A 14457-nucleotide genomic window follows, 5' to 3' on the forward strand; every position below is an offset into this window, starting at 1 on the left:
CCCCGGGCTCCTGCCCGGGGCCTTTCTGCGTCTTCAGACGTCCGCGCCGCTCGAGTGCGCCCGCATCGCGCGGCACGCCCACGTGTCCCCGCGATCTGAGCGCACCCGCCGAGCGGCACGGGGTGGTCGCGACCGCGGACGGCACCGGGGGTGCGGGGGAGGGTCGCGTAGGGTCGGGTTCCCGGGTGTGGCACCCGGGAATGCGCGTGTGCCCTCAGGAGGTCACCATCAGACGGGTCGTCGGGGTCCTGGTCGCCCTCGTGCTGTGCTTCCTGCCGGCTGCGTGCTCGAGCTCGGGAGGCTCGGGCAGCGCGCCGGAGACGACGCTCGACAAGGTCAAGGCCGCCGGTGTCCTGCGGATCGGGACCGAGGGCACGTACTCGCCCTTCACGTACCACGACCCGACGAACAACCAGCTGACCGGCTACGACGTCGAGGTGATCAACGCGGTCGCCGCCAAGATGGGCGTGCGCACCGAGTTCGTCGAGGCGCCGTTCGACTCGATCTTCGCGAGCCTCCAGTCGGACCGCTTCGACCTGGTCGCCAACCAGGTCACCAAGAACGCCCAGCGCGAGGCCACGTACGCGCTGTCGGAGCCCTACACGGTCTCCGACGGCGTCATCGTCACCCGGACCGACGACGACTCGATCACGAGCCTCGCGGACCTCAAGGGCAAGACCACGGCGCAGAGCTCGACGAGCAACTGGGCGCAGGTCGCGAAGGACGCGGGTGCCAAGGTCGAGGCCGTCGAGGGCTTCACGCAGGCGGTCACGCTGGTCAAGCAGAAGCGCGTCGACGCGACCGTCAACGACAACCTCGCGGTCGCGGAGTACAGCAAGACCACGGGCGACACGACGGTCAAGATCGCGGCCAAGACCGGCGACACCAGCGAGCAGGTGTTCGCGATGCGCCAGGCGGACACGAGCCTGCGCGACGCGGTGAACGTCGCCCTGGGGCAGGTGCGCTCGGACGGCCAGCTCACGCAGATCTCGGAGAAGTACTTCGGCCAGGACGTCAGCCAGGGCGAGGCCTCCCCGGAGCAGCCCGCCGAGGCGGCGGCCGCGCCCCAGTCGACCTGGGACCTGGTCAAGGACACGGCCGGGCCGATGGCGGTCGCCGCGCTGAACCGCACGATCCCGCTCACGGCGATCAGCTTCATCGTCGGCCTGGCCATCGCGCTCGTGGTGGCGCTGATGCGGCTGTCGAAGGTCGGCGTCGTCTCCCAGGTCGCGCGCTTCTACGTCTCCGTCATCCGCGGCACGCCGCTGCTCGTCCAGCTGTTCCTGATCTTCTACGGCCTGCCCGCGATCGGGCTGACGTTCAACCCGTTCACCGCGGCGGTCATCGCGTTCAGCCTGAACGTGGGCGGCTACGCGGCCGAGATCATCCGGGCCGCCATCCTGTCCGTCCCGCGCGGTCAGTGGGAGGCCGCGGAGACGATCGGCATGGGCTACGCGACCACGCTGCGCCGCATCGTCCTGCCGCAGGCCGCGCGGACGGCCGTCCCGCCGCTGTCGAACACCCTGATCTCGCTGGTCAAGGACACGTCGCTGGCCTCGGTGATCCTCGTGACCGAGCTGCTGCGGGTGGCGCAGGTGGCGGCCGCCCCGACCTTCAAGTTCTTCGCGCTGTACGGCGTCGCCGCGGCGTACTACTGGGTGATCTGCCTCGTGCTGTCCTTCGTGCAGGGACGGCTCGAGCACCGGCTGGAGAGGTACGTCGCGCGATGAGCGAGCACCGGGACGAAGCGCGGGCCGCGGAGACGGCCGAGGCCGAGCAGCCGCTGGTGGAGGTGACGAACCTGGCCAAGGCGTTCAGCGGGGTCGAGGTCCTGCGCGACATCGGCTTCGCCGTGCCGTCCGGCTCCGTCACCGTCCTGATCGGTCCCTCCGGGTCGGGCAAGACGACGGTCCTGCGCTGCCTGAACGCCCTCGAGACCGGCGACGCCGGCACCGTCCGGATCGGGGACGTGGGCGTCGACTACTCCGCGAAGCCGGCCAAGCGGTCGCTGGCCCGCCTGCGGTCGCAGAGCGCGATGGTCTTCCAGGCGCACAACCTGTTCCCGCACCTCACCGTCCTCCGGAACATCACGGAGGGCCCGATCGTCGTCCAGGGCCGTCCGGCCGAGGAGGTCGAGGCGGAGGCCCACCGGCTGCTCGAGAGCGTCGGCCTCGCCGGCAAGGCCGACCAGCACCCCTACCAGCTCTCCGGCGGCCAGCAGCAGCGCGTGGGCATCGCCCGGGCGCTGGCGCTCGACCCGCAGCTCCTGCTCTTCGACGAGCCGACGTCCGCCCTCGACCCCGAGCTGGTGGGGGAGGTGCTGGGCGTCATGAAGGACCTGGCGGTCCAGGGCCGCACGATGGTCGTCGTCACGCACGAGATGCGGTTCGCCCAGTCGGTGTCCGACCAGGTGCTCTTCATGGACGGCGGGGTGATCGTCGAGCGCGGCGAGCCGGCGGCGGTGCTCACCGACCCCCGCGAGGCCCGCACGCGGACCTTCCTGCAGCGGGTCCTCAACCCGATCTGAGCCACCCGTGCCGCGACGCCACCCCGGAGGGCGGCGCCGCGGCCCGCGGCCGTCAGGCGGGCAGCAGCAGCGCCACGGGGTAGGTGGCGAGGACGTCGCCGACCTCGACCGCCCCGTCGAACGTGCGCCCGGTCAGGACGTCGACCACCGCGCCCGGCAGGGTGATCGTCGTGTCGTGCCAGCCGCCGGAGGCCTCCAGCGTGACGGGGAGGCGGGTGGCGAGCGTGAGCGCGCCGCCCCGGTCGAACCCGACGAGGTGGTGCGCCACCGGACCGTCCGCGGCCACCGGCTCGTACGTGGTGAACAGGTCCGGGTGCTCCGCGCGGGCCCGCAGCGCCTGCCGCACGACCCAGAGCTTGGCCGCACCGGTCTCGTCGACCGCCGGGGGACCGGCGAGGACGGTCTCCAGCAGACGGCGGTGCTCGGCGAAGTCGACCGGGCGCCGGTTGTCGGGGTCGACCAGGGAGTCCTCCCAGACCTCGGTGCCCTGGTAGACGTCCGGGATCCCTGGCATGGTCAGCTGCACCAGCTTCTGGCCCAGCGAGTTGGTCCGGCCCGGCGTGGTGAGCACCGCGGTGAGCGCGTCCCAGTCCTGCCGCAGCGCGCCCTCGTACGCGGCGTCCACCAGCGCGTGCACCGTCGCCTCAAACGCCTCGTCGGGCTCGGTCCAGGTGGTGCCGTCCGACGCCTCGCGCATCGCCTTCTCCGCGTACGCGTGCATGCGCGAGGCCTCGATCGGACCGGCACCGGCGAGCGTCTGCGCGATCAGGTAGGCGAAGGCCCGGTTCGGCACGGTGCTGACCTCGAGCACCCGCTCCGCGAAGCGGGTCCACTCCTGCGGCACCTCGGCCAGGACCGCGAGCCGGGCCCGGACGTCCTCGCCACGCTTGGTGTCGTGGGTGCTCAGCGCGGTCATGGACTGCGGCTGGCGGACCTGCCGCTGCCCCTGCAGCTCGTGGAACGTGGCGAGCGGGATCCCGAACTCGTCGGGGTTGCCCCCGACCTCGTTCAGCGCGACGAAGCGCGCGTAGCGGTAGTAGGCGGTGTCCTCCACGCCCTTGGCCATGGTGGCGCCCGACAGCTGCTGCATGCGCTTGGCGAGCTCGTCCTCCGGGTCGTGGAGACGGGGGCTGAGGGCGTCGAGCGTCCCGGCCAGCGCCGGCCGGCGCTGCGCGGCGAGGGCGAGGGCCGCGTCGAGGTGCTCGGCGCCGGCGGGGAGGTAGGAGCGGTAGACGTCGAAGGCGATCGCGACCTCGGCGATCGCGGGCTCGGGATCGGCCACCTCGGGCACCAGCCGCGCCATCCGGCTGATCTCCGCGGGGAGCAGGAGCTCGTCGACCATGCGCTTGCCGGCCTCGATGTGGTCGGTGATCGTCCGCTCGTCGCCGGTGAGCCGGCGGTAGAGGTCGGTGAAGTACGGCGCGGCGCCGTGGTCGACGAACACGCCGTTCACCTCGCGCATGGCGTCGTAGCCGGTGGTGCCCTCGACCGGCCACGGCGGCAGCTGCTCGCCCGGCTCGAGGATCTTCTCGACGGTGATCCAGGCGGTCGGCGCCAGCGCGCGGAGGCGCTCGAGGTAGCCGGCCGGGTCGACCAGGCCGTCGGGGTGGTCGACCCGGAGGCCGGTCACGCCGGCGTCGGGGAGCGTGCCGACGAGCTCGTGCGTGGCGTCGAAGACGGCCCCGTCCTCCTGGCGCACGCCGGCGAGGGTCGTGACGGCGAAGAAGCGGCGGTAGTTCAGCTCGGTGTTGGCGCGCGTCCAGTGCGCGAGCTCGTAGTGCTGCCGGGCGTGCACCTCGTCGGCGTCGTCGCCCGGGCTCCAGGTGCCGGGGGCCAGCGGGAAGCGGTGGTCGTAGTAGCGGAGCTCGCCGTCCTCTACGGTCAGCACGGCGTCGTCGCCCAGGACCGGCAGCAGCAGCCGGCCCTCCGGGTTCGCCGTCCAGTCGATGTCGAACCAGGGCGCGTACGGCGACTCCTGGCCGAGACGCAGCACGTCCCAGAAGGCGGGGTTCTCGGCGGGCTCGGCGATGCCGAGGTGGTTCGGCACGATGTCGACCACGACCCCGAGCCCCTCCTCGCGGGCCGCAGCGAGCAGGGTCTGCAGCTGCTCGATGCCGCCGCGGTCGACGTCCACCTTCGTGGGGTCGACGGTGTCGTAGCCGTGGTCGGATCCGCCGGCGGCCTGGAGCAGGGGGGAGCAGTAGACGGCGCCGACCCCGAGGTCGCGCAGGTGGTCGGTCAGCGCGGCTGCGTCACCCAGGGTGAACGAGCCCGTGATCTGGAGGCGGTAGGTCGACGTGGGCACGGTACGAGGCACGCCCTGACCCTAGAGGGACACGAGCTCCCGCCGCTGCGACGGACGCGGGCCCCGAGACCGTCACCCGCGGAGGTCCTGCTCCAACCACACGTGCCCGCTCCGGCGCGGGTCCGAGCCGGCCCCCTGCGCGCTCATCGCCGAGACGCCGCCGAAGTAGGGGTCGAGCCCGGCGGCGACGGCCGTGGGGACGCCGGCGTCCTCCAGCCCGCGCAGCACGGCGCCGTCGAAGCCCGGCTCCAGGCGGACCAGGTCGGGCAGGGCGTTGAGCCGGGGCGCGTCGACCGCCTGCTGGGGAGGCGTCCCGCGGAGGACCCGCAGCAGGGTCTGGACGAGGGCGGGGCGGATGCGGCTGCCACCCGCGGCGCCGGCGGCGGCCACGAGGCGTCGCTCGGCGTCGAGCGCGACGAGCGGCGACATCATCGAGCCCATGCGGACCCCGGGGTCGAGGGCCGCGCGGACGAGCTCGCCCTCGCCGAGCATGGAGTTGAGGTGCACGCCGTAGCCGGGGACCCACACCCCCGAGCCGAGACCGAGGCTGGTGGTGATGACGCAGGCGTCGCCGCGCTCGTCGACGGCGACGAGGTTCGTCGTCTCGGCGCGCCGGTCGGGCGCCCGGAGCGCGGCGACCAGGCCGAGGGCCGAGGCGACGTCGTGGTGAGGGTCGGACGCCACCGCGCGCCCGGCGGCGCCGAGGGTGCCCAGCACGTCGTCCAGGTCGTCGCCCCGGGCGAGGACCTCGAGGTCGTCGAAGCGGACGCTCGCGGGCCGGCGTTCCACGACCTCGTACGCGTCGAGGTCGGTCTGGGAGAGGGCCGACCCCTCGGCCAGCGCGTCGAGGAGGGCGTCCGCGTAGTCGCCCCGGTAGAAGCCGCGGGGGTCGTGCGCGAGGAGCTCGTAGCTGTGGTGATGGTCGGGGTGGCGCAACGGGTCGCCGGTCTGCAGCAGGGCGCCGTCGGGGCGCCGGTAGACGCGCTCGCCCTCGCCGACGCACATGGCCGGGACGATGCGGGGGAGCAGCTCGGCGTGGGTGGCGGGGAAGGGCGTCCCGTAGGAGGCGGCCAGGCCGGGGGCCACGACATCGGCCCACGGCAGGCGGCCCCAACGGTCCCACAGGTGCAGCGCACCGGCCGGGACGCCGGGCACGGCGACGGTGGCCGGCCCGATCTCGTACGGCACCCGCTGGCCCACGAAGGTGATCTCGATGGCCGTGCCCGGACCCGCGCGGCGGTCACCGAGCCCGGGCACGGCGACGAAGAAGTCGACGCACGTCACGGACCCGGTCGCCGCCTCGTACACGGTGGCGAACCCGCCGCCGCCGAGGCCTGTGAAGATCGTCTCGGCCGCGCAGCTGACCAGCATCATGGCGACGCCGGCGTCCACCGCGCCGCCGCCGGCCTCAAGCACGGTGCGGCCCGCGGCGACGGTCGCCCCGTGCCCGGCGGCGACCCCGACCGGCACCTTCGGAGGTAGGCTCACGAGCAGGCCTGGAGGCAGCGGGTCGAGGCAGGCTGGGGCACCGGCACAGCCTAGGGGTCGTCGACACGCCGGACGTGACCGAGCGAACCCTGAGAATGTGGCGCGCGATTTGATCCGTCACCGTGCGTCTGACAAGATTGCCAGGTTGCTCCGACGGGATCGCCGGGGTGCGCACTGGACCACAGGCCCTCCCGAGGGCCGGACAGGCTCGGCGCCGCCGTACCAGGAGATCCCGTTCGCCCGGACGGACGGACCACGTTCGATCGTCCAGGGCACACCCCACGGCAGGGAAACTTGCGACGCGGTGTGCCGGAAGGCGGGCGACACGCCCGACCGCGTGGGTCGGACAAGAACCAGGATCGGGTGCAGGACCGGCCCGTGACGACAGAGCACGAAACCAGCACGAGAAGAGGGAACGGTGGCGGGACAGAAGATCCGCATCAGGCTCAAGGCCTACGACCACGAGGTCATCGACTCCTCGGCGCGCAAGATCGTCGACACGGTGACCCGGACGGGTGCGCGTGTGGCCGGACCGGTGCCGCTGCCGACGGAGAAGAACGTCTACGTCGTCATCCGCTCCCCGCACAAGTACAAGGACAGCCGGGAGCAGTTCGAGATGCGCACGCACAAGCGCCTCATCGACATCATCGACCCGACCCCGAAGACCGTCGACTCTCTGATGCGCCTCGACCTGCCGGCCGGGGTCGACATCGAGATCAAGCTCTGAGGACCTCGAAGAGATCATGAGCAGCACCAAGACCGAACGCAACCAGAAGGGTCTGCTGGGCACCAAGCTCGGCATGACCCAGCTGTGGGACGCCAACAACCGGGTCGTGCCGGTGACGGTGGTCCAGGCCGGACCCTGCGTCGTGACCCAGGTCCGTACGCCCAGCTCGGACGGCTACAACGCCGTGCAGCTGGGCTTCGGCCAGGTCAAGGCCAAGCAGGTGACGAAGCCGGACGCCGGACACTTCGAGCGCGCCGGGGTCACCCCCCGCAAGCACCTCGTCGAGATCCGCACCGCCGACGCCAGCGAGTACACGCTCGGCCAGGAGGTGACCGCGGAGCTCTTCGCGGCCGACGAGGTCATCGACGTGACCGGCGTCAGCAAGGGCAAGGGCACCGCGGGCGTCATGAAGCGCCACGGCTTCCACGGCCTGCGCGCCAGCCACGGTGTGCACCGCAAGCACCGCTCGCCCGGCTCGATCGGTGGCTGCGCCACCCCCGGCCGCGTGTTCAAGGGCCTCAAGATGGCCGGCCGCATGGGTGTCGAGCGCGTGACGGTGCAGAACCTGACCGTCCACGCCGTCGACGCCGAGCGTGGCCTCGTCCTGATCAAGGGCGCCATCCCCGGCAACAAGGGCGGCCTCGTCGTCCTGCGCAGCGCGAGCAAGAAGGGAGACGTCAAGTGACCACCATCGACGTCCGCACCCCTGAGGGCAGCACCGCCGGCACCGTCGAGCTCCCCGCCGAGCTCTTCGACGTGACCGCGAACATCCCGCTGATCCACCAGGTCGTCGTGGCCCAGCTGGCCGCGGCCCGCCAGGGCACGCACGCCACCAAGACCCGCGGCGACGTCCGCGGCGGTGGCAAGAAGCCCTACCGCCAGAAGGGCACCGGCCGCGCCCGTCAGGGTTCGACCCGTTCCCCGCAGTGGGCCGGCGGCGGTATCGCCCACGGCCCGCAGCCGCACGGCTACGCCCAGCGCACGCCCAAGAAGATGATCGCCGCCGCCATCCGCGGCGCGCTCTCCGACCGGGCCCGCGACGGTCGCGTCCACGTGGTCAGCGACCTCGTCTCCGGCGACGTCCCCTCCACGAAGCGCGCGCTCGCCGCCCTGGCCGCGGTCACCACGACCGACAAGGTCCTGGTCGTCCTGCGTCGCGACGACGAGCTCGCCTGGGTCAGCCTGCGCAACGCGGTGACGGTCCACGTCATCGCCGTCGACCAGCTGAACGCCTACGACATCCTCGTCGCCGACGAGGTCGTCTTCACGCAGAGCTCGCTCGACACCTTCGTCGCCGGCCCGGTCTCGGGTCGTTCCGCGAAGGCGACGGCGCGCGCCAGCGAGGCCGGCGCCGACGTCACGACCGAGCCCGGCACCGACGAGCTCGCGGCCGCCTCGGTCGAGGGGTCCGCCGAGCCCAGCAACGCCGACCTGGCCGCCTCCGCGGCGAGCGTCGCCGAGGTCCTGGAGCCGACCGACGACGTGACCGAGGGGGAGACCAAGTGAGCACCGTCAAGATCCGCAACCACCGCGACATCCTCCTGGCGCCGGTCGTCAGCGAGAAGTCGTACGCCCTGCTCGACGAGAACAAGTACACGTTCCTCGTCGCGCCGGACGCCAACAAGACCGAGATCAAGATCGCGGTCGAGTCGGTGTTCGACGTCAAGGTCACCAGCGTCAACACGCTGAACCGCCAGGGCAAGAAGCGTCGTACCCGCTCCGGCACCGGCAAGCGGCCCGACACCAAGCGCGCCATCGTCTCGGTGGCCGACGGCCAGCGCATCGACATCTTCTCGGCGCCGGCGAGCTGAAGGACTGATCTGACATGGGTATCCGTAAGTACAAGCCGACGACCCCGGGTCGCCGCGGGTCGTCCGTGGCCGACTTCGTCGAGCTCACCCGGTCCACGCCGGAGAAGTCGCTGCTCGTCCCGAGCCCGAAGACCGGCGGCCGCAACAACCTGGGCCGGATCACCACCCGGCACATCGGTGGCGGTCACAAGCAGGCCTACCGGCTCGTGGACTTCAAGCGCTACGACAAGGACGGCGTGCCGGCCAAGGTCGCGCACATCGAGTACGACCCCAACCGCACGGCGCGCATCGCGCTCCTGCACTTCGCGGACGGCGAGAAGCGCTACATCATCGCGCCGAACGGCCTGAAGCAGGGTGCCGAGGTCGAGGCCGGCGAGGCCGCGGACATCAAGGCGGGCAACAACCTGCCCCTGTCCCGCATCCCCGTGGGTACGACGATCCACGCCGTGGAGCTCCGTCCCGGCGGCGGTGCCAAGCTCGGCCGCTCGGCCGGTGCGAGCATCCAGCTGGTGGCCCGCGAGGGTCGTAGCGCCACGCTGCGCATGCCGTCCGGCGAGATGCGCCTGGTCGACGTCCGCTGCCGCGCCACGGTCGGCGCGGTCGGCAACGCCGAGCAGTCGAACATCAACTGGGGCAAGGCCGGCCGCAACCGCTGGAAGGGCAAGCGCCCGACCGTCCGCGGTGTGGCGATGAACCCGATCGACCACCCGCACGGTGGTGGTGAGGGCAAGACCTCCGGTGGTCGTCACCCGGTGTCCCCGTGGGGCAAGGCCGAGGGTCGCACCCGCAACCCGAACAAGGCGAGCAACGCCTCGATCATCCGCCGCCGCAAGTCCGGCAAGAAGCGCTGAGCAGGAGCTAGGAAGAGATGCCACGCAGCCTGAAGAAGGGCCCGTTCGTCGACGACCACCTGGCCAAGAAGGTCGAGGTGCAGAACGAGCGCGGGACCAAGAACGTCATCCGCACCTGGTCGCGCCGCTCGATGATCGTGCCGGACATGCTCGGCCACACCATCGCGGTGCACGACGGCCGCAAGCACGTCCCGGTCTTCGTGACCGAGGCCATGGTCGGTCACAAGCTGGGGGAGTTCGCTCCCACGCGCACGTTCCGCGGCCACGTCAAGGACGACCGGAAGGCGCGCCGCCGCTGATCGCGGCTGGTGCACCGGAAGAACGTAGAAGAGGAATCTCATGAGCAAGGACAAGGACTCCCGTCCGAGCCGGCGCAAGACGCTGCTCGGCGACCGTCCGGGGTCGTTCGCGATCGCCCGTCAGGTCCGCATCTCGGCGACGAAGAGCCGCCGTGTGGTCGACCTGGTGCGCGGGATGGACGTCACCGACGCGCTGGACACCCTGAAGTTCGCGCCGCAGGCGGCGAGCGACCCGGTGTACAAGGTCGTGGCGAGCGCGGCGGCCAACGCCGAGCAGACGCACAACCTGCGTCGTGACGACCTGTTCATCTCGGCGGCGTTCGTGGACGAGGGCGTCACCATGCGCCGCATCCGCCCGCGGGCCAAGGGGAGCGCGAGCCGCATCCTCAAGCGTTCGAGCCACATCACCGTCGTCGTCGAGCCCAAGACCAAGGAGGCCTGAGCATGGGGCAGAAGATCCAGCCGTACGGCTTCCGACTCGGCATCAGCACCGACCACCGGAGCCGTTGGTTCACGGAGAAGTCGTACAAGGAGTACATCGGCGAGGACATCAAGATCCGCGCCATGCTCACCAAGACCCTCGAGCGCGCGGGCATCTCGTCCGTCGAGATCGAGCGCACCCGTGACCGGGTCCGCGTGGACATCTACACCGCCCGCCCGGGCATCGTCATCGGCCGCAACGGCGCCGAGGCGGAGCGCGTGCGCGGCGAGCTGGAGAAGCTCACCGGCAAGCAGGTCCAGCTGAACATCCTCGAGGTCAAGAACCCCGAGATCGACGCTCAGCTCGTCGCCCAGGGCGTCGCGGAGCAGCTCGCCTCGCGCGTGCAGTTCCGTCGTGCGATGCGCAAGGCGCAGCAGTCGGCCATGCGCTCCGGTGCCGCCAAGGGCATCCGGATCCAGTGCTCCGGTCGTCTGGGTGGCGCGGAGATGAGCCGGTCGGAGTTCTACCGCGAGGGCCAGGTGCCGCTGCACACCCTCCGTGCGGACATCGACTACGGCTTCTTCGAGGCCAAGACGACCTTCGGCCGGATCGGCGTGAAGGTCTGGATCTACAAGGGCGACGTCTCGGGCACCCGCTCCGAGCGCGCTGCCCAGAAGGCGGCCCGCAACGCCGCCGGTGGTCGTAGCCGTCCGGGTCGTCCGGCCCGCGGTGACCGTCCGGCTCGTGGCGACCGCCCCGAGCGCGGCGGCGCCCGTCGTCGCGAGGACGCCCCCGCCGAGGCCGTGGCCGTCGGCGCCGGTGCGCCCGGAGGCAACGAAACCGCTGCTCCCAGCACGCAGGAGGCCTGAGCCATGCTGATCCCTCGCAAGGTCAAGTTCCGCAAGCAGCACCACCCGGGTCGCTCGGGTGCGGCCAAGGGCGGCACCTCGCTGGCGTTCGGTGAGTTCGGCATCCAGGCCGTCGAGGCCTCGTACCTGACGAACCGGCAGATCGAGTCCGCCCGTATCGCCATGACGCGTCACATCAAGCGTGGCGGCAAGGTGTGGATCAACGTCTACCCCGACCGCCCGCTGACGAAGAAGCCCGCCGAGACCCGCATGGGTTCCGGCAAGGGTTCGCCGGAGTGGTGGATCGCGAACATCAAGCCGGGACGCGTGCTCTTCGAGCTCGCGGGTGTCGACGAGACCGTCGCCCGCGAGGCGATGCGCCTGGCCATCCACAAGCTGCCGATGAAGGCACGCTTCATCAAGCGCGAAGCAGGGGACATCTGATGGCGAAGGGAACGACCGCCGCCGAGCTGCGCGGCCTCTCCCGCAGCGAGCTGGACCGCAGGGTCGGCGAGCTCAAGGAGGAGCTCTTCGGGCTCCGCTTCTCCAACGCCACCGGGCAGCTGGAGTCGCACGGCCGGCTGCGCGCCGTGCGCAAGGACATCGCCCGGATCTACACGGTGCTGACCGAGCGCGAGCTGGGCATCACCACCGATCCTGACGTCGAGGAAGTGAACGCATGAGCGAGACGACGAACGAGGCAACGGTGGAGACCGCGGCCGACGAGCGTGGCGCCCGCAAGGTCCGCGAGGGCTACGTGGTGGGCGACAAGATGGACAAGACCATCGTGGTCAACGTCGAGGACCGGGTGAAGCACCGCCTGTACGGCAAGGTGCTCCGCCACACCACGCGCTTCAAGGCGCACGACGAGACCAACTCGGCCGGCGTGGGCGACCGCGTCCGGATCATGGAGACCCGACCCCTCAGCGCGACCAAGCGCTGGCGGCTCGTGGAGATCCTCGAGAAGGCCAAGTAAGCAGCACCACCCACGGGAGCTCCGCCCCCGTGAACCCCCGCTGGAGGCACCGCCTCCAGACCCTGGGGGAGATCCGATCGAGTTCCGCCAGGCCCGCGAGGGAACCGGTGAGACAACCAGGAGACAGCAGATGATCCAGCAGGAGTCGCGGCTCAAGGTCGCCGACAACACGGGTGCCAAGGAGATCTTGTGCATCCGCGTGCTCGGCGGGTCCGGTCGTCGCTACGCCGGCATCGGCGACGTCATCGTCGCCACCGTCAAGGACGCCATCCCCGGCGGCAACGTCAAGAAGGGCGAGGTCGTCAAGGCGGTCATCGTGCGCACCGTCAAGGAGAACCGTCGTGGCGACGGGTCGTACATCAAGTTCGACGAGAACGCCGCGGTGATCCTCCGAGCCGACAGCGCCGAGCCGCGTGGTACCCGCATCTTCGGCCCGGTGGGCCGTGAGCTCCGCGAGAAGCGCTTCATGCGCATCATCTCGCTCGCCCCGGAGGTGATCTGACATGAGCCAGACCAAGCACAACCAGAGCGTCAAGCTCCACGTCCGCAAGGGCGACCGCGTCAAGGTGATCGCGGGCAAGGACAAGGGCACGGTCGGTGAGGTCCTCGCGACCCAGCCGGACCGCGGCACCGTGACCGTCGCCAACGTGAACATCGTGAAGCGCCACCTCAAGGACAGCTCGGCGCAGCCGCAGTCCCGCCAGACCACGAAGGGCGGCATCGTCTCCTCGGAGGCCCCGGTGCACGCGTCGAACGTGCAGCTGGTCGTCAAGAACGAGGCCGGCGACGAGGTCGTGACCCGCGTGGGCTACGAGCGCGTCGAGGTGACCAAGCGCCGTCCCGACGGCAGCGAGTACAAGTCGACGCGCAGCATGCGCATCGCCCGGGTGACCGGGGAGGAGATCTGATGACCGCCACCGAGACGGAGCGCACCACCAGCGTGCCCCGGCTGAAGCAGCGCTACCGCGACGAGATCGCGCCGGCGCTGAACACCGAGTTCGGCTTCGCGAACGTCATGCAGATCCCGCGCCTGGTCAAGGTCGTCGTGAACATGGGTGTCGGCGAGGCTGCTCGCGACTCCAAGCTCATCGACGGTGCCACCAAGGACCTGGCCGCCATCACGGGCCAGAAGCCGCAGGTGACCCGGGCCCGCAAGTCCATCGCGCAGTTCAAGCTCCGCGAGGGCATGCCGATCGGCGCGCACGTCACGCTGCGCGGCGACCGCATGTGGGAGTTCGCCGACCGGCTGGTCAGCCTCGCGTTGCCCCGGATCCGCGACTTCCGCGGTCTGTCGCCGAAGCAGTTCGACGGCAACGGCAACTACACGTTCGGTCTGAACGAGCAGGTCATGTTCCACGAGATCGACCCGGACCGGATCGACCGCACGCGGGGCATGGACATCACCTTCGTGACGACCGCTTCGACCGACGAGCAGGGCCGTGCCCTGCTCCGCGGCCTCGGCTTCCCCTTCCGGACCAACTGAAGAAGTAGAGATGGCGAAGACAGCACTCAAGGTCAAGCAGGCCCGCAAGCCCAAGTTCGCGGTCCGCGCGTACACGCGATGCCAGAAGTGCGGGCGGCCGCGCGCGGTCTACCGCAAGTTCGGTCTGTGCCGGATCTGCTTCCGCGACATGTCCCACAAGGGCGAGCTCCCCGGCATCACCAAGTCCTCCTGGTGAGCGCGGCCTGAGCACCGGACCCGGTCCGAGCGCTCAGGTCACCCCACCGAACTGACGTTGCAGGTCCCTCCACCGAGGGAAACCGCGCGAGAGAGAAGCAGCACCTATGACCATGACAGACCCGATCGCGGACATGCTGACCCGTGTCCGGAACGCCAGCCAGGCCTTCCACGACACGGCGACCATGCCGCACAGCACGATCAAGGTCCACATCGCCGAGATCCTCACGACCCAGGGCTACATCGCCGGGTACGAGGTCAACGAGCCCGCCGAGGGCCAGGTCGGCAAGACCTTGTCGATCACGCTCAAGTACGGAACGAACCGGGAGCGCGCCATCGCGGGCGTCCGGCGCGTCTCCAAGCCCGGCCTGCGCGTCTACGCGAAGTCGACCGGTCTGCCGAAGGTGCTGGGCGGTCTCGGGATCGCCATCATCTCCACCTCCCAGGGTCTTCTGACCGACCGGGAGGCGCACCGCAACCGCGTGGGCGGCGAAGTCGTCGCGTACGTGTGGTGACGAGACGCGAG

19 protein-coding genes and 1 pseudogene are annotated in these 14457 nt (G+C 70.9%); 18 read left to right on the forward strand and 2 right to left on the reverse strand.

Annotated features, from left to right (window positions below):
- The first annotated feature begins 206 nt into the window (after positions 1 to 206).
- Together ABD665_RS18125 and ABD665_RS18130 are read left to right on the forward strand one after the other, a co-directional pair.
- Positions 207 to 1730: an ABC transporter permease subunit gene (locus ABD665_RS18125; protein WP_425562187.1), complete on the forward strand. Its 1524-nt coding sequence runs from the start codon at positions 207 to 209 to the stop codon at positions 1728 to 1730.
- On the forward strand, positions 1727 to 2527 hold the full coding sequence (locus ABD665_RS18130) for an amino acid ABC transporter ATP-binding protein (protein WP_344742650.1): 801 nt from the start codon (positions 1727 to 1729) through the stop codon (positions 2525 to 2527). Before ABD665_RS18125 ends, ABD665_RS18130 begins: the two co-directional genes overlap by 4 nt.
- Positions 2528 to 2579: 52 nt before the next feature.
- Here the strand turns inward: ABD665_RS18130 and treY are convergent, their stop codons facing one another.
- Entirely contained in the window at positions 2580 to 4844 is a 2265-nt protein-coding gene (gene treY / locus ABD665_RS18135; protein WP_344742653.1) for a malto-oligosyltrehalose synthase, read from the reverse strand.
- A gap of 60 nt (positions 4845 to 4904) precedes the next feature.
- Entirely contained in the window at positions 4905 to 6320 is a 1416-nt protein-coding gene (locus tag ABD665_RS18140) for a gamma-glutamyltransferase (protein ID WP_204911053.1), read from the reverse strand.
- A 418-nt stretch (positions 6321 to 6738) separates the two neighbouring features.
- On the opposite strand from ABD665_RS18140, the gene rpsJ reads away from it, so the two are divergent.
- The 16 genes and pseudogenes from rpsJ (at position 6739) to rpsH (ending at position 14446) form a co-directional block, all read left to right on the forward strand.
- A complete protein-coding gene (gene rpsJ / locus ABD665_RS18145; RefSeq protein WP_091075623.1) occupies positions 6739 to 7047 on the forward strand; it encodes a 30S ribosomal protein S10 in 309 nt (102 codons plus the stop codon).
- A gap of 16 nt (positions 7048 to 7063) precedes the next feature.
- Entirely contained in the window at positions 7064 to 7732 is a 669-nt protein-coding gene (gene rplC, locus ABD665_RS18150; protein WP_204911054.1) for a 50S ribosomal protein L3, read from the forward strand.
- Positions 7729 to 8391: pseudogene (rplD, locus tag ABD665_RS18155) on the forward strand (50S ribosomal protein L4); the annotation flags it as partial. The gene rplC and the pseudogene rplD, both read left to right, overlap by 4 nt.
- Positions 8392 to 8549: 158 nt before the next feature.
- Entirely contained in the window at positions 8550 to 8858 is a 309-nt protein-coding gene (rplW, locus tag ABD665_RS18160; RefSeq protein ID WP_204911056.1) for a 50S ribosomal protein L23, read from the forward strand.
- Positions 8859 to 8872: 14 nt separating this feature from the next.
- Positions 8873 to 9709 carry a 50S ribosomal protein L2 gene (rplB, locus tag ABD665_RS18165; protein WP_204911057.1) on the forward strand — a complete coding sequence of 279 codons (837 nt, stop codon included), beginning with the start codon at positions 8873 to 8875 and terminating at the stop codon, positions 9707 to 9709.
- Positions 9710 to 9726: 17 nt separating this feature from the next.
- Complete coding sequence (rpsS, locus tag ABD665_RS18170; protein ID WP_204911058.1) at positions 9727 to 10008, forward strand: 30S ribosomal protein S19; 282 nt, start codon at positions 9727 to 9729, stop codon at positions 10006 to 10008.
- 40 nt (positions 10009 to 10048) lie between these two features.
- The gene (rplV, locus tag ABD665_RS18175) at positions 10049 to 10450 is read left to right on the forward strand and encodes a 50S ribosomal protein L22 (RefSeq protein ID WP_204911059.1); all 402 of its coding nucleotides are present in this window, start codon (positions 10049 to 10051) and stop codon (positions 10448 to 10450) included.
- A 2-nt stretch (positions 10451 to 10452) separates the two neighbouring features.
- Positions 10453 to 11298 carry a 30S ribosomal protein S3 gene (rpsC, locus tag ABD665_RS18180; protein ID WP_204911060.1) on the forward strand — a complete coding sequence of 282 codons (846 nt, stop codon included), beginning with the start codon at positions 10453 to 10455 and terminating at the stop codon, positions 11296 to 11298.
- Positions 11299 to 11301: 3 nt separating this feature from the next.
- Positions 11302 to 11721 (forward strand): 50S ribosomal protein L16, encoded by a 420-nt coding sequence (gene rplP / locus ABD665_RS18185; protein WP_204911061.1) that lies wholly within the window; start codon positions 11302 to 11304, stop codon positions 11719 to 11721.
- Positions 11721 to 11960 (forward strand): 50S ribosomal protein L29, encoded by a 240-nt coding sequence (rpmC, locus tag ABD665_RS18190; protein ID WP_204911062.1) that lies wholly within the window; start codon positions 11721 to 11723, stop codon positions 11958 to 11960. Before rplP ends, rpmC begins: the two co-directional genes overlap by 1 nt.
- Positions 11957 to 12253, forward strand: a complete 297-nt coding sequence (rpsQ, locus tag ABD665_RS18195; protein WP_204911063.1) for a 30S ribosomal protein S17 — start codon at positions 11957 to 11959, stop codon at positions 12251 to 12253. Before rpmC ends, rpsQ begins: the two co-directional genes overlap by 4 nt.
- A 130-nt stretch (positions 12254 to 12383) precedes the next feature.
- Positions 12384 to 12755, forward strand: a complete 372-nt coding sequence (gene rplN, locus ABD665_RS18200) for a 50S ribosomal protein L14 (RefSeq protein WP_204911064.1) — start codon at positions 12384 to 12386, stop codon at positions 12753 to 12755.
- 1 nt (position 12756) lies between these two features.
- Positions 12757 to 13161, forward strand: a complete 405-nt coding sequence (rplX, locus tag ABD665_RS18205; RefSeq protein ID WP_204911065.1) for a 50S ribosomal protein L24 — start codon at positions 12757 to 12759, stop codon at positions 13159 to 13161.
- Entirely contained in the window at positions 13161 to 13736 is a 576-nt protein-coding gene (rplE, locus tag ABD665_RS18210; RefSeq protein ID WP_344742664.1) for a 50S ribosomal protein L5, read from the forward strand. The genes rplX and rplE overlap by 1 nt, the downstream gene beginning before the upstream one ends.
- 10 nt (positions 13737 to 13746) lie before the next feature.
- The gene (locus tag ABD665_RS18215; RefSeq protein WP_091184572.1) at positions 13747 to 13932 is read left to right on the forward strand and encodes a type Z 30S ribosomal protein S14; all 186 of its coding nucleotides are present in this window, start codon (positions 13747 to 13749) and stop codon (positions 13930 to 13932) included.
- A 106-nt stretch (positions 13933 to 14038) separates the two neighbouring features.
- Positions 14039 to 14446 carry a 30S ribosomal protein S8 gene (rpsH, locus tag ABD665_RS18220; RefSeq protein ID WP_204911066.1) on the forward strand — a complete coding sequence of 136 codons (408 nt, stop codon included), beginning with the start codon at positions 14039 to 14041 and terminating at the stop codon, positions 14444 to 14446.
- Positions 14447 to 14457 lie beyond the last annotated feature (11 nt).

This window comes from Microlunatus spumicola (genome assembly GCF_039536445.1).
GTDB lineage: Bacteria > Actinomycetota > Actinomycetes > Propionibacteriales > Propionibacteriaceae > Microlunatus > Microlunatus spumicola.

Excerpts from the sequence above, each read along its gene's own strand:
- ABD665_RS18130 (WP_344742650.1), top strand. The coding sequence starts at position 1,727 with ATGAGCGAGCACCGGGACGAAGCGCGGGCCGCGGAGACGGCCGAGGCC.
- rplC (WP_204911054.1), top strand. The coding sequence starts at position 7,064 with ATGAGCAGCACCAAGACCGAACGCAACCAGAAGGGTCTGCTGGGCACC.
- rplB (WP_204911057.1), top strand. The coding sequence starts at position 8,873 with ATGGGTATCCGTAAGTACAAGCCGACGACCCCGGGTCGCCGCGGGTCG.
- rpsS (WP_204911058.1), top strand. The coding sequence starts at position 9,727 with ATGCCACGCAGCCTGAAGAAGGGCCCGTTCGTCGACGACCACCTGGCC.
- rplV (WP_204911059.1), top strand. The coding sequence starts at position 10,049 with ATGAGCAAGGACAAGGACTCCCGTCCGAGCCGGCGCAAGACGCTGCTC.
- rpsC (WP_204911060.1), top strand. The coding sequence starts at position 10,453 with ATGGGGCAGAAGATCCAGCCGTACGGCTTCCGACTCGGCATCAGCACC.
- rplP (WP_204911061.1), top strand. The coding sequence starts at position 11,302 with ATGCTGATCCCTCGCAAGGTCAAGTTCCGCAAGCAGCACCACCCGGGT.
- rpmC (WP_204911062.1), top strand. The coding sequence starts at position 11,721 with ATGGCGAAGGGAACGACCGCCGCCGAGCTGCGCGGCCTCTCCCGCAGC.
- rpsQ (WP_204911063.1), top strand. The coding sequence starts at position 11,957 with ATGAGCGAGACGACGAACGAGGCAACGGTGGAGACCGCGGCCGACGAG.
- rplN (WP_204911064.1), top strand. The coding sequence starts at position 12,384 with ATGATCCAGCAGGAGTCGCGGCTCAAGGTCGCCGACAACACGGGTGCC.
- rplX (WP_204911065.1), top strand. The coding sequence starts at position 12,757 with ATGAGCCAGACCAAGCACAACCAGAGCGTCAAGCTCCACGTCCGCAAG.
- rplE (WP_344742664.1), top strand. The coding sequence starts at position 13,161 with ATGACCGCCACCGAGACGGAGCGCACCACCAGCGTGCCCCGGCTGAAG.
- ABD665_RS18215 (WP_091184572.1), top strand. The coding sequence starts at position 13,747 with ATGGCGAAGACAGCACTCAAGGTCAAGCAGGCCCGCAAGCCCAAGTTC.
- rpsH (WP_204911066.1), top strand. The coding sequence starts at position 14,039 with ATGACCATGACAGACCCGATCGCGGACATGCTGACCCGTGTCCGGAAC.